10 protein-coding genes and 4 pseudogenes are annotated in these 12,087 nt (G+C 64.5%); 3 read left to right on the top strand and 11 right to left on the bottom strand.

Features of this window, described 5'->3' with window-relative positions; all coding sequences use genetic code 11:
- Positions 1 to 64: 64 nt before the first annotated feature.
- The 4 genes from XpopCFBP1817_RS08440 to XpopCFBP1817_RS08425 form a co-directional block, all read right to left on the bottom strand.
- Complete coding sequence (locus XpopCFBP1817_RS08440; RefSeq protein WP_208619578.1) at positions 65 to 868, bottom strand: FRG domain-containing protein; 804 nt, start codon at positions 866 to 868, stop codon at positions 65 to 67.
- Between the two features lie 29 nt (positions 869 to 897).
- A complete protein-coding gene (locus XpopCFBP1817_RS08435) occupies positions 898 to 1,443 on the bottom strand; it encodes a glutathione peroxidase (RefSeq protein WP_128416779.1) in 546 nt (181 codons plus the stop codon).
- A 152-nt stretch (positions 1,444 to 1,595) separates the two neighbouring features.
- On the bottom strand, positions 1,596 to 1,976 hold the full coding sequence (locus XpopCFBP1817_RS08430) for a hypothetical protein (RefSeq protein ID WP_128416778.1): 381 nt from the start codon (positions 1,974 to 1,976) through the stop codon (positions 1,596 to 1,598).
- Between the two features lie 211 nt (positions 1,977 to 2,187).
- Complete coding sequence (locus XpopCFBP1817_RS08425; protein WP_128416777.1) at positions 2,188 to 3,738, bottom strand: DNA recombination protein RmuC; 1,551 nt, start codon at positions 3,736 to 3,738, stop codon at positions 2,188 to 2,190.
- 243 nt (positions 3,739 to 3,981) lie between these two features.
- Here XpopCFBP1817_RS08425 and XpopCFBP1817_RS22815 point away from each other — a divergent pair, with 243 nt between their 5' ends.
- The 3 genes from XpopCFBP1817_RS22815 (at position 3,982) to XpopCFBP1817_RS08415 (ending at position 5,942) form a co-directional block, all read left to right on the top strand.
- Positions 3,982 to 4,167: a thioredoxin domain-containing protein gene (locus tag XpopCFBP1817_RS22815; protein WP_244171112.1), complete on the top strand. Its 186-nt coding sequence runs from the start codon at positions 3,982 to 3,984 to the stop codon at positions 4,165 to 4,167.
- A complete protein-coding gene (locus XpopCFBP1817_RS22810; RefSeq protein ID WP_244171111.1) occupies positions 4,164 to 4,316 on the top strand; it encodes a glutathione S-transferase family protein in 153 nt (50 codons plus the stop codon). Before XpopCFBP1817_RS22815 ends, XpopCFBP1817_RS22810 begins: the two co-directional genes overlap by 4 nt.
- A 210-nt stretch (positions 4,317 to 4,526) precedes the next feature.
- Positions 4,527 to 5,942: an amino acid permease gene (locus XpopCFBP1817_RS08415; RefSeq protein WP_128416776.1), complete on the top strand. Its 1,416-nt coding sequence runs from the start codon at positions 4,527 to 4,529 to the stop codon at positions 5,940 to 5,942.
- 29 nt (positions 5,943 to 5,971) lie between these two features.
- On the opposite strand, the pseudogene XpopCFBP1817_RS08410 reads toward XpopCFBP1817_RS08415, so the two are convergent.
- The 7 genes and pseudogenes from XpopCFBP1817_RS08410 to XpopCFBP1817_RS08385 form a co-directional block, all read right to left on the bottom strand.
- Positions 5,972 to 6,261 (bottom strand): annotated as a pseudogene (locus XpopCFBP1817_RS08410) (glycoside hydrolase domain-containing protein); the annotation flags it as partial.
- Between the two features lie 24 nt (positions 6,262 to 6,285).
- Complete coding sequence (locus XpopCFBP1817_RS08405; RefSeq protein WP_244171114.1) at positions 6,286 to 6,444, bottom strand: hypothetical protein; 159 nt, start codon at positions 6,442 to 6,444, stop codon at positions 6,286 to 6,288.
- 38 nt (positions 6,445 to 6,482) lie between these two features.
- Positions 6,483 to 6,595: pseudogene (locus tag XpopCFBP1817_RS23945) on the bottom strand (DUF2628 domain-containing protein); the annotation flags it as partial.
- Positions 6,596 to 6,732: 137 nt separating this feature from the next.
- The gene (locus XpopCFBP1817_RS08400) at positions 6,733 to 8,481 is read right to left on the bottom strand and encodes a sensor domain-containing diguanylate cyclase (protein WP_128416775.1); all 1,749 of its coding nucleotides are present in this window, start codon (positions 8,479 to 8,481) and stop codon (positions 6,733 to 6,735) included.
- 138 nt (positions 8,482 to 8,619) lie between these two features.
- A pseudogene (locus tag XpopCFBP1817_RS08395) lies at positions 8,620 to 9,257 on the bottom strand (sugar diacid recognition domain-containing protein).
- 168 nt (positions 9,258 to 9,425) lie between these two features.
- Positions 9,426 to 10,595: a glycerate kinase gene (locus tag XpopCFBP1817_RS08390; RefSeq protein WP_128416774.1), complete on the bottom strand. Its 1,170-nt coding sequence runs from the start codon at positions 10,593 to 10,595 to the stop codon at positions 9,426 to 9,428.
- A gap of 25 nt (positions 10,596 to 10,620) precedes the next feature.
- A pseudogene (locus XpopCFBP1817_RS08385) lies at positions 10,621 to 11,931 on the bottom strand (MFS transporter).
- Between the last annotated feature and the right edge of the window lie 156 nt (positions 11,932 to 12,087).

Raw genomic sequence — 12,087 nt, 5'->3', positions numbered from 1 at the left:
TGGCGGTTTGAAGTAAATGCAGAAGCCTGGGAGCGATCCCGGGCTTTTTTGTAGCCTTAAAACCTCAATCATTTATTTCTCGAAAGGCCAGCATTTGCATGAGCGATTCTTCCGTACCGAACAGAGAAAAAGAGTTGATATTCATTGCATCAAGCTGGCGCAAAAAACTTCGCCTAAGGCTTGCAGGGATAACAAACTTTTCTAGTTTATCTTGCCTGTCTGTTACTCCTCCCATGGCAGATTCATGCTGCAAAAAACACCAATCATCATCAGACTTGCCAATGCATGCTGTGTACTCCGACTGCTGAATGAAATGTCGTTTGTGCGCAGTTACGTATTGACCTAGGGTGGCAATCTCGGGAGAACCAGGCATGCCACCTTTTCCGAATCCTAAGTGTTCGACATACATGTACAGCGCGGAATCATCCTGATGATCTTGCCCACTGCAAGCGAAGAACAAGGCAACATAAAGCGATCGACTCCAGTCAAGTAAAGGAGTAGGAAATCCGTGATGCCTTAGGTAAACCATGAACTCATATTGCCCCGCCAATAGACTGATTTGGGATAAGGGAAATGTACTCCCAGCAACTCTTTGGTTTCGCAGATTAAACTCGAATATTCTATCTGTGTAGGCTTCAATTCCCGGCTTAACCTTGGCCAAGTAGCGAGCATATTCTTCAAGCGGAAGATCTTTTTTTCCAAATCGTTCCAATGTCGTCTCCAACCTCCATCCTGCTCGTGACTGGCCACGAAACAAAACTGGGGAGACATAGCGATCGCCGTCCGAAGACCTTGAAACACACTCAATTTTAAGCGCCTCTGCAGATTGCTCCAGTTCGTGCAGGCTTAATACTCTTCTTTCTTCCAAGAAAATTCCCTCAAAAAGAATCGCTAGGTTTAAGCAGCCAACGCGGCATCTATTGCCTGACGCAGGCGTGCATCGTCTGCGGGGACGTCGGGAGCGAAGCGGTCGATGACTTGGCCGTCGCGGGCGATCAGGAATTTTTCGAAGTTCCACAGCACACCGGGGGCCGGGTTGGGTTCGATGCCGTAGCCGGCCAGTTTTTTGCGCATCGGGCCGTCGCCGGTGACCTGCGGGTGTGCGCTGGTCAACTGCTGATACAGCGGATGGGTGTCGGTGCCGGTGACAGCGATCTTGGAGAACATCGGAAAGGTCACGTCGTAGGTGAGTTGGCAGAACTGCGCGATCTCCGCCTCGCTGCCAGGTTCCTGGCCCTTGAAGTCGTTGGCTGGGAAGCACAGCACTTCCAGCCCCGCTGCCTGCTTGTCGCGATACAGCGCTTCCAGACCTTCGTACTGCGGGGTCAGGCCGCATTTGGACGCGACGTTGACCACCAGCAGCACCTTGCCGCGATAGTCGGCCAGCGTGGCGGGCTCGCCGTCGATGCGGGCGACGGGGATGTCGTATAGCGTCTGGCTCATCGGTATGTCCTGGGAGGCGAAAGCCAAGAGCATAAACCGCATAGGTGGAGCGAGCGATGCCGGTGTCTGCCACTGCTTGCAGTTGGCTGTAGCTACCGCACTGGCCGATCAACTGATAGGCCAGTGCTGCCGCTTCATTACATGCGAAGACATCAATCGATGCACAACGCGGCCTGACCCATGCCGCCGACCACTCCCTGGCGGCAACCGAAGCGGTCGCTGTCGCGCTGGCAGGTGGCCGACGTGGCAGTACCGCTCGGCACGATGCTGGTGGCCAGGCAATCGCCACTGCAGTCGGCGTTGTCGCTGCAGGTCTTGCAGGCATCGGCGTAGGGCACCACGCAGCGCGCCGTTTGCATGCGGCCGACCGGGCGTAGTTGCCCACCTTTTGCGGTGCACGCGGCGGTATCGGCCGAGACGGGGCGCGCTGCTTGCGCGCTAGTTGCGGTGGAGCCCGACTGGGACGTCGGCGTAGTGCTGCATGCGGTCAGCAGCAACGCGCAGACCGCTGCGTAGATCCATCGACTCGACATGGCACTCTCTTAATGGACAAGGTGCGTGCAAGCATTGCGGTGGCGATGTCTGCGTGGTGTACTTGGCAATGGGGCACAGGTTCGCAAACCTGCTCTTGTAGGAGCGGCCCTGGCCGCGATGTGGCGTTATCGGTAAATCTTCATCGCGCCCGGGGGCGCTCCTAGTTGTGCTATTTCCTGCGGACGTACTGCATACCCGTACGTAGCCGGATCACTCCTGCTCGTCGCCGGCGTCATCGTCCAGCAGTGCCTGCGAATGTTCGTTGGACAGCGTTTCCACGCCGCGCAGACGGCGCTCGATGGTGCGGGTCTTGCGGCCTGCATCGCCCAGGGTCTTGCCGACGGTGTTGATCTGGCGTTCGGCCTTTTCCAGGATGCCGGCGAACTTGCCGAACTCGCTCTTGACCGCGCCAAGCAGACCCCACACTTCGCTGGAGCGCTTTTCGATGGCCAGCGTGCGAAAGCCCATCTGCAGACTGTTGAGCAACGCGGTGAACGTGGTGGGCCCGGCGATCACCACGCGATGTTCGCGCTGCAGCACATCGACCAGGCCGGGGCGGCGGATGGTTTCGGCGTACAGGCCTTCGGTGGGCAGGAACATCACCGCAAAATCGGTGGTGTGCGGCGGGCAGATGTATTTGACGCTGATCGACTTGGCCTGGATGCGGATCGCGCGTTCCAGCTGATTGCCGAGCAGGCGGATCTGTTCGATGTCGCCGGCTTCCTGCGCGTCGAGCAGGCGCTCGTAATCTTCGCGCGGAAATTTGGAATCGATCGGCAGCCACACCGGGGTGTCTTCATGTCCACGGCCGGGCAGGCGCACTGCGAAATCCACTGCTTCGTTGCTGTCCGGGCGCACGCGCACGCTGCGCGAGTATTGCTCGGCGGTGAGGGTCTGCTCGAGGATGTTGTCCAGCTGCACTTCGCCCCAGCCGCCGCGGTTCTTGACGTTGGTAAGCACGCGTTTGAGATCGCCCACGCCGGTGGCGAGCTGCTGCATTTCGCCCAGGCCGCGCTGCACTTGTTCAAGCCGCTCGGAGACGAGCTTGAAGGAGGCATCCAGCCGCGTGTTGAGCGTGGTCTGCAGTTTTTCGTCGACGGTGGCGCGCATCTGTTCGAGCTTGCTGGCGTTGTCGTTCTGCAGGTTGGCAAGCTGTTGTTCCAGGGTGGCGCGCATCTCGCCGATGCGCAGTTCGTTGCGCTGGGTGAGCTCGTTCAAGCGCTGGCTCAAGGCATCAGTGAAGCGCTGCTGCGACTCGCCGGCCTCTTGCCTGCCCTTGCGTGCGTCTTCGGCCAGTGCCTCGCGCAAAGCGGCCATGTGGGTGTCGGTGCGTGCGATCAATTCGGTCAGCTGCTGGCCGAACACCTGGATGCGCGTTTCCTGCTGTTGGCCGAAGCCTTCGAGCTGGGTGCGTAATTCGGTGAGCCGCAGGGTGAGCAGTTCGCCGGTGCGTTGTTGCGCAAGGCCGCTTTCTTCACGCGCCTTGCGTGCGTCTTCGCCGAGTGCGTCGCGCAGCAGGTCCAGACGTTGATCGGTGCGCGTGGACAGCTCGGTGAGGTTGCGTGCGAAGGTTTCCAGGCGGCCGTCCTGCTGCCGCGCCAGGCCTTCGAGTTGCTCGCGCAACTCGCCGCGCCCGTCGCGTTGCTCGGCGCGCAGCGCCAGCTCCAGGCCGCTGGTGGAGGGACGCCGCAGCAGGGCAAGCAGCTGCAACACGAGGACGACGACAAGCAGTCCGAGAAGCATGAGTGATTCGGATGACATGTGCGCAGTGTAGCGGGGCCGGTCGCAACAGCCGCGTCAGTGGCTTGGCGACTGGATGCCTCGGTGCGAGGGCATGGCGCGGTTCTCGGTGGGTTGGCGCACGTTCGCACTCGCCGAGCGGTCGCTGTGCTTGGCGGTCGCTGCGACATGGGCGACGAGCGAATGCATGGGTTTGCCTGGGTGACTGCGCAAAATAATGGTGCCGCGCTAAGGTGGGTGGCATTGCCCAAGCTGCTGTAGACCATGCTCGAACTCTACGGAAAGCCGACCTCGATCGATGTGCACACGGTGCTGTGGTTGTGCGAGGAATTGGCGCTGGATGACACGCTGCATGCCCATGGCAGCGGGTTTGCGCCGGTGGACACACCGGCGTTTCGCGCGCTCACTCCCAACGCGCTGGTGCCGGTAGCGAATGGAATCGGCACATGACCCTCCTCGACACACAGCTGCAGCGCAGGGGACCGTTCGTGCTTGGCGCAACTTTCAGCCTGGCCGATATCGTACTGGGATCATCGACGCAGCGCTGGTTTGCCAGCCCGATCGAATCGGCCGGTGTTGCCTGCGGCGCAGGCGTATGACGCGCAGCTCGGAATGCGAGCCGGGTGTCAGCGGCATGGGTGTAATGGTGTGGCCTAGGGGTGCCGTTGTGTCAGCCGTTAACCCATCTGTATGCGGAGCTTCCGGACACGCAACCGCGCCGCCTCAACCCGAACCGCATCACCACCGATAGCTTTGCTGCGGCGCGTTGAGCGACACTCGCGCCTTCTTTTGACTCCCGCGAGGTCCGCATGTCGTCATGGCTCAGGCGCAAATCCATCGATCAGGTCACCGTGCACGAGGCTGGCCGGCAGCTGGTCCGCAGCCTGAGTTGGCCGCATCTGATCGCGCTCGGCATCGGGGCGATCGTGGGCACGGGCATCTACACGTTGATCGGCGTGGGTGCGGACAAGGCCGGCCCGGCGGTGCTGTTGTCGTTCGTGGCGGCCGGCATCGTGTGCGCCTGCGCGGCGCTGGCGTATGCGGAAATGGCCACGATGATGCCGGCCGCCGGCAGCGCCTACACCTACAGCTACACCGCGCTCGGCGAGAGCATCGCCTGGGTGGTGGGCTGGAGCCTGGTGCTGGAATACTCGCTGGTGGTGAGCACGGTGGCGGTGGGCTGGTCCGGCTATTTTGTCGGCTTCCTGCAATGGCTGGGGGTGGAACTGCCGCATGCCTTGATCGCCGGGCCGCATGCCGGCGGCATCGTCAACCTGCCGGCGGTGGTGATCACCTTCCTGGTGGCAGGCATGCTAACGGCCGGCACCAAGGAAAGCGCCGTGCTCAATGCGGTGCTGGTGGTGCTGAAGATCGTGGCGCTGGGCGTGTTCGTGGCGATTGCGTTGCCGGCGTTCGATAGCGCCAACCTGCAGCCGTTCATGCCGTATGGCTTTTCCAAGGCGGAAGGGCCGGATGGGGTGGAGCGCGGGGTGATGGCGGCGGCGGCGATCATCTTCTTCGCGTTCTATGGCTTCGATGCGATTTCCACCGCGGCCGAAGAGACCAAGAACCCTGGGCGCGATCTGTCGATCGGCATCATCGGCTCGATGATTGGCTGCACGTTGATCTATGTGCTGGTGGCATTGTCGGCGGTGGGCGCGATGAGCTTCACCGTGTTCGGCAAGAGCCCGGAGCCGTTGGCGCTGATCCTGCGCGAGCTTGGCCATGACAAGGCGGCGTTGGTGATCGGTGCGGTGGCGATCATCGCGCTGCCGACGGTGCTACTGGCGTTTCTGTACGGGCAGAGCCGCATCTTTTTTGTGATGTCGCGCGATGGCTTGCTGCCGCGCGGCTTGTCCAAGGTCAGCGCGCGCACCGGTACGCCAGTGGCGACCACGTTGTTCACGGCGGTGTTGGTGGCCGCGTTGGCGGGTGTAGCCCGGTTGGATGAAATCGCGGCATTGGCCAATGCAGGGACGTTGGCTGCGTTTACTGCGGTGGCGGCGTGTTTGCTGGTGTTGCGCGTGCGTGAACCGACACGGGTGCGCACGTTCCGTACGCCGCTGGCGTGGGTGGTGGGACCGGTGGCGATTCTGGGCTGCCTGTATCTGTTCTGGAGTTTGCCGAGTACGACGCAGCTGTGGTTCTTGGTTTGGAATGTGCTGGGTGTGCTGGTGTATGTGGCCTATGGGCGGCGGAATAGTCGGTTGGGGAAGGTGGGGTAGTTCCTTCTCACATCGGGAGAAGGTGTCCTTAAGGGGAAAGCCGACATCGTGCCGAGGTCGTCGTTGCCGGTGACGCCGTTGGGGCGTTGGTGAACAACTGCTGCGCGGCGCGCACCACGGTGGCGATCTTCCACGCTTCGATCAGCGTGTACATCCACGGGGCGTGCAGCTCGGGTTGATTGTTGGGGTTGTAGCGGTCCTGGTTGTAATCGCTGTACTGGCCCACCACCCAGTGCGTACGCGCAGCGTTGAGCGGGTCCTTCAGCAAATCGTCGTAGGCGAAAAAGGCATCCAGCCGCTTGCCTGCCTGCTCGCTGCCGTCGGTGACCGGCAGCACCGAGACCTAGCTGCCGATGACGGTGTTGACCTGCACCGGGTCCTGCGCGGCCAGCGGTGTGGACACTGCCACACCGAGCAGACATAAGCCGGCAGCGGCGCGGCGCCACCACGGCATCGATGCGGTGGGCGACACAGACACGGCGCGGGGCACGGCAGAGAGCATGGAAACACCTTGGAAAAGTGCGACGGCAGGTGTCGCAGCAAGATCGTCAGTGCGGTCTTGTAACTGGGGTCTTTAGGCCACCGTGACGGTTGAAGAAATCGAAACGAAACTGCCACTTGGGACCGAGCTGGGTGCGATCGACGGTGTCCATTCCAAACCAGGTAGTTGAAAGCGGTTACGTGATAGGCGATTGCGTATTGATCGGCACGCGTTTTAGCGCTGTCTCGGATGGGGCGCTAGCGGAACAGTCAGCCTGCCAAGCGCGGCCAACTCCAACCCAGATCGACGCTAGCGCTGGTCGTTCAGACCGGTGCCGCGACGTGCCCGGCGCAGCGTATACAGCGCGCGGTCGGCGCGATCGACCGCTGCCGCCAGCGCTTCGCCATCGTGGCGCAAGGCGGTGCCCAGGGTGAACTCGATCGGTGCGTTGGCAGTAGCGGCCACGTAGTCGCGCGCCAGTGCGTCCAGTTGCGGCTGGCTGGGCTGGTGCAGCAACACCAGAAATTCGTCGCCGCCAAGCCGGACCAGGCGGTCCTGGGTGCGTAACGACTGGTTGAGGAACCAGGCCATCTGCACCAGCACCTCGTCGCCGCGCTGGTGGCCGTAAGTGTCGTTGACCAGTTTGAACTTGTCCAGATCCACCACGATACAGCCCCAGCGCACGCTGGGATCGCGCTTGTCCAGTTCGTCCAGAAAGCGGCGGTTGTAGCAGTTGGTGAGCGGGTCGGTGAACGACCACTCCAGCAGTTGCTGTTCCTGCTTGTACTGGTTGGTGATGTCCTGAGCATGCGCCAGCACCATGGTGGCGTCGGAGTCCACATCCAGCACGTTGCGGTACTGCCAATGGCGCAGGCTGCCATCGCTGGCGACCAGCTCGATCACGCCGGCGTCCTGGCCGTCGAGCACCATGCGCGACAGATAGCCCTGCAAGGCGGCGTGCCGCTCCGGGCGCACGAACTCCTGCAACGCGTGGCCTTCCATGCCCTCCACGCTGCGACCGAGCGAGTGCGCCGCAGCCGGGTTGATGCTGATCAGGCGGCCCTGCATGTCATGGGTGCAGATCAGGCCCAGACTGTACTGGAACATGTTACGGAACTTGCGCTCGCTGGTGGCCAGCGCATCCACTGCGCGATGGCGGTCGGTGACGTCCTGGACTGCGCCGATCAGGCGGGTGCGCCCGTCCACATGCTCCATCGCGCCGGTGCTGTGCACCCACAGGCGCCGGCCGGTGGCGCTGACCAGCGGCAGCTCCAGATCCCAGGGCGTGCCATCGCGCAGGCAGGTGTCCACCGCCTCGGTGATCACCGCGCGCGCTTCCAGTGGATAGAAGCCGATCCCCTCGTCCAAGGTCGGCTTGTAGCCCGGAGGCAGATCGTGCAGGCGGCAGGTCTGGTCAGACCAGCTCAGGGTGCGGCTGGCCACGTCCACTTCCCAGCCGCCGACCCCGGCGACCCGGCCGGTCCGCTCCAGGAACGCCTCGCTCTCGCGCAGACGCTGCTGCAATTGTTCGTTGACGGCCTGGCGCTCCAGCATCACCCGGCGTTGCTCCAGGCCTTCGGCGGCGACCTTGGCCAGCTGCTGCAGGGCCTGCAGCTGCGCGGGCTCCAGCGCGCGCGCGTGCTGGTCGATCACGCACACGGTGCCCATGCGCAAGCCGTCGGGCAGCACGATCGGCGCGCCGGCGTAGTAGCGGATGGCAGGTGCGTCGGTGACCATGGTGTTGTTGCGAAAGCGCGGATCGGCGTGTGCATCGCGCACTTCCATCACCGCATCGCCCTGAATGGCGTAGGCGCAGAACGCCAGCTCGCGTGGGGTTTCGGAAACGCCGGGCAGGCCGATGTTGGCCTTCCACCATTGCCTGCGCTCGTCCACCAGCGACACCAGCGCGATCGGAGTGCCGGCGATCGCCTGCGCGGCGGCGGCCAGCGCATCGAAGAACGGTTCGGCGTCGGTGTCGACCACCTGCAACAACGCCAGACGCGCCAGGCGCTGCGCCTCGCTGGAGGTGGATGACACGGCGGTGTCGCACTGATTCAACGGAAAGCTCGCTCGTCTCCCGGCAATCTGCTCAGTCTAACGGACTTGACAGACCTGTTAGGAACTGGCAGGGGGCGTTCCGTGCGCCATTGCACACAGCGGAGTGACGCGCGCCAATGCTGCGGTCATCGCGACCTCTCAGGCGGCAGTGTTAGCGTCCGTGTTCGCATGCGTTGCGGCGCTGTCGTCGCGCATCTGCAGCGCCAGGAACAAACGCACGCAGTCGTCCGCAGTCGTCGGTGTTGCTCAAGTCCACGCCGCACAGTTCCTGAATGCGCTGCATGCGGTCATCCAGAGTGTCGCGATGGATCGCCAGCGCCTTGGCGGTGGCCGCCATGCGCATGCCGGCGCCGAACCAGTCCGACAAGGCGTTCAACAATTGGCCGCGGCTTTCCTGTGCCAGCAGCGCCTGCAGCGGCTTGCGCAATTCCTCGGCCTGCCAGGCCTGGGCGCAGGTCGTCCACCAGCACCGTCAGGCGATAGTCCTCGTAGACACCGGTGAGCCCGATACAGCCGACGATGCGGCCATTCACACTCAGCGGCAGATTGACGCCGGGCCGCACTGCATCCAGTGGCTGCGCCAGCGCCGCGTCGATCTCCACCAGGCCCTTTCTGGACAGCGCCAGCAGCGCACCTTCGTGCAACTGGCCCAGACGCGCCGCCTCGCCGCTGGCGATGATGACGCCGGTGTGGTCCATCACATTGACGTTGCCCTCGATGATGGTCATCGCGCGGTCGACGATGGACTGCGACAGGGTGCGGTCGAGCGTGAGCAGGGGCGTGGGTCTGTTGCCGCGATCGAGGGAGGCCACGGTGGCATGTTCGGCGCGTGCGTGACGGTGTGTAGTCAGCTCATGCGCTCACGCCCCGGGCCTGCAGCGCGCGCCAATGGAGCGCGTGGCGACCGCAGCGCATTGCACGCACGACTCGCCCGCGCGCTGCCGTTACTGCACGTCTGCAACCGCAGGCAGCTGCGCCAATGCCTGGCCCACCTGCAGCGCCGCGGCCACATTGCGCGCGGCGATGCGCACGTTGCTGGCGGCTTCGGCCAGCGCCTGCCCCACCGTGCAGACGCGATGCACTACCGCAAACATCGCATCAATGCCGTGGCCGTGCAGCAGCGCGGCGCCGTTGCCCAGGCCGCCGGCAATGGCGATCACCGGTTTGCGGTGCCGCTGCGCCACCCGCGCCACGCCCACCGGGGCCTTGCCGTGCAGGCTCTGGCGGTCGATGCGGCCTTCGCCGGTGATGACCAGATCGGCCTGCGCCACCAGCGCCTCCAGCCCGAGCGCCTGGGCGACGATCTCCACCCCTGGCCGCAACTGCGCGCCCAGGTACGCCACCAGCGCCGCGCCCAAGCCGCCGGCCGCGCCGCCGCCGGGCAGCGCGTGCAGCTGCACGCCGAGGTCGCGCTGCAGGACGTTGGCGTAGTGCTGCAGGTTGGTATCGAGCTGGCGCACCATGCTGGGGGTGGCGCCCTTCTGCGGGCCGAAGACTGCCGAGGCACCGGTCGGGCCGATCAGCGGGTTGTCCACATCGCAGGCCACTTCGAACTGGCAGTCCTGCAGCCGCACGTCCAGGTCCTCGGTGGCGATACGGGCCAGGGCCGCCAGCGCACCGCCACCCGGGCCGATCGCCTCGCCGCGCGCATCCAGCAGCCGCACGCCCAAGGCCTGCGCCAGGCCGGCGCCGCCGTCGTTGGTGGCGCTGCCGCCGATGCCGATGATGAAGCGACGCGCGCCGGCATCCAGCGCGGCCAGGATCAACTCGCCCACTCCCGCCGTGCTGGTGCGCAGCGGCGCGCGCTCGGCCGGCGGCACCAGCGCCAGGCCGCTGGCGGCGGCCATTTCGATCACTGCGGTGCGGCCGTCGCCGGTCAGGCCGAAGAACGCTTGCACCGGGGTGCCGAGCGGGCCGCGGACCGTGCAGTCGATCACCCGCCCGCCGGTGGCGGCAACCAGCGCCTCGACCGTGCCTTCGCCGCCATCGGCGACCGGCACCTTGGTGTAGTGCCAATCGGGAAACACCTCGCGGAAGCCGGCCTCGATCTGGGTGGCCACCTCCAGCGCGGACAGGCTTTCCTTGAACGAATCGGGGGCAATGACGATCTTCATGAGGAAACTCGCTTGAATGGGCGCATCACTGGTTCACCGCGCGTGCCGGCAGCCGCAGCACCAGCGCGGCGCCCAGCAGCATGGCCCCGGCCAGCACGTAAAGCGCCAGCTCGGTGCTGTGGGTGGTGTCCTTGATCCAGCCCACCAGATACGGGCTGACGAAGCCGGCGACCTGGCCGGTGGAATTGATCAGCGCCAGCCCGCCGGCGGCAGCAGCGGCGGTGAGAAAGCCGTTGGTCAGCGGCCAGAACAGCGGCAGCCCGCTGACCGCGCCCATCGTGGCCAGGGTCATGCCGAACAGCGCCAGACCCAGGTGGTCGGTGACGCTGGCGGCGATACACAGCCCGGCTGCGCCCATCAGCAGCGGAATCACCAGATGCCAGCGGCGCTCGCGGCGGCGGTCGGCCGAGCGGCCCATCAGCACCATGAACACCGCTGCGGCCAGGTACGGGATGGCGCTCATCAGGCCGATCCGGGTCGGGTCGGTGACGCCGCTGCCCTGGATGATCGAGGGCAGCCAGAAGTTGATCGCATACACCCCGCTCTGGATGCAGAAGTACACCGTGCCCAGCATCCACACCGCCGGGTTGCGCAGCACCGCACCCAGCGAGGTGGACGCGCCGGCCGGCTTGCGTGCTTCGTCCTACTCCAGCGCGCGGGCCAGTGCCTGTTTCTCCTGCGGGTCCAACCAGGTGGCCTGTTGCACACCATCGCTGAGCAGAAACCACACACCGATGCCCAGCAGCACCGTGGGCAGGCCTTGCAGCAGGAACATCCATTGCCAACCGGCCAGACCGCCCTGCCCGGCAGAGAAGTGGCTGAGGATCCAGCCCGACAACGGCCCGCCCAGCACCCCGGAGACAGGGATGGCCGACATGAAGACGGTCATGACGCGGCCGTGTTGGGCGCGCGGAAACCAGCGCGTCAGATACAGCACCATGCCGGGGAAGAAGCCGGCTTCGGCCGCGCCAGTGAGCAGGCGCAGCGTGTAGAAGCCGGCTGGCGTGCGCACGAACATCAGGCAGGTGGAGAGCAGGCCCCAGCTGACCATCATAATCGCCACCCAGCGGCGCGCGCCGATGCGCTGCAGGATCAGATTGCTGGGCACCCCGTAGGCCAGGTAGCCGATGAAGAAGATGCCCGCGCCCAGCCCGTAGACGGTCTCGCTCATCCCCAGGTCGCCCAGCATCTGCAGCTTGGCGAAGCCGACGTTGACCCGGTCCAGGTAATTGAACAGGTAGCAGACGAACAGGAACGGGATCAGCCGCCACAGAATCTTGCGGTAGGTCTGGCCCATGCCGTCGGGGGGCGGCAGGGGCCGGGAGGCTTGGGTCATCGCACGCTCCAGCAGTCGGTGGGCCAACCAGTGAACGGCGCATTGGCGCCAGCGCCACGCAAGGGGGTCGGCGCATTCTATGGCCTGTTAACACATACGAAGCCCTTCAACGATCAGGACGAAGCTCAGGAATCCGAGGAACATGACGTCGAGCTT

Source organism: Xanthomonas populi, from assembly GCF_002940065.1.
GTDB lineage: Bacteria > Pseudomonadota > Gammaproteobacteria > Xanthomonadales > Xanthomonadaceae > Xanthomonas > Xanthomonas populi.
This window is presented reverse-complemented; position numbering and strand designations above follow the sequence as displayed.

Excerpts from the sequence above, each read along its gene's own strand:
- XpopCFBP1817_RS08435 (WP_128416779.1), bottom strand. The coding sequence starts at position 1,443 with ATGAGCCAGACGCTATACGACATCCCCGTCGCCCGCATCGACGGCGAG.
- XpopCFBP1817_RS08430 (WP_128416778.1), bottom strand. The coding sequence starts at position 1,976 with ATGTCGAGTCGATGGATCTACGCAGCGGTCTGCGCGTTGCTGCTGACC.
- XpopCFBP1817_RS08425 (WP_128416777.1), bottom strand. The coding sequence starts at position 3,738 with ATGTCATCCGAATCACTCATGCTTCTCGGACTGCTTGTCGTCGTCCTC.
- XpopCFBP1817_RS22815 (WP_244171112.1), top strand. The coding sequence starts at position 3,982 with ATGCTCGAACTCTACGGAAAGCCGACCTCGATCGATGTGCACACGGTG.
- XpopCFBP1817_RS22810 (WP_244171111.1), top strand. The coding sequence starts at position 4,164 with ATGACCCTCCTCGACACACAGCTGCAGCGCAGGGGACCGTTCGTGCTT.
- XpopCFBP1817_RS08415 (WP_128416776.1), top strand. The coding sequence starts at position 4,527 with ATGTCGTCATGGCTCAGGCGCAAATCCATCGATCAGGTCACCGTGCAC.
- XpopCFBP1817_RS08405 (WP_244171114.1), bottom strand. The coding sequence starts at position 6,444 with ATGCTCTCTGCCGTGCCCCGCGCCGTGTCTGTGTCGCCCACCGCATCG.
- XpopCFBP1817_RS08390 (WP_128416774.1), bottom strand. The coding sequence starts at position 10,595 with ATGAAGATCGTCATTGCCCCCGATTCGTTCAAGGAAAGCCTGTCCGCG.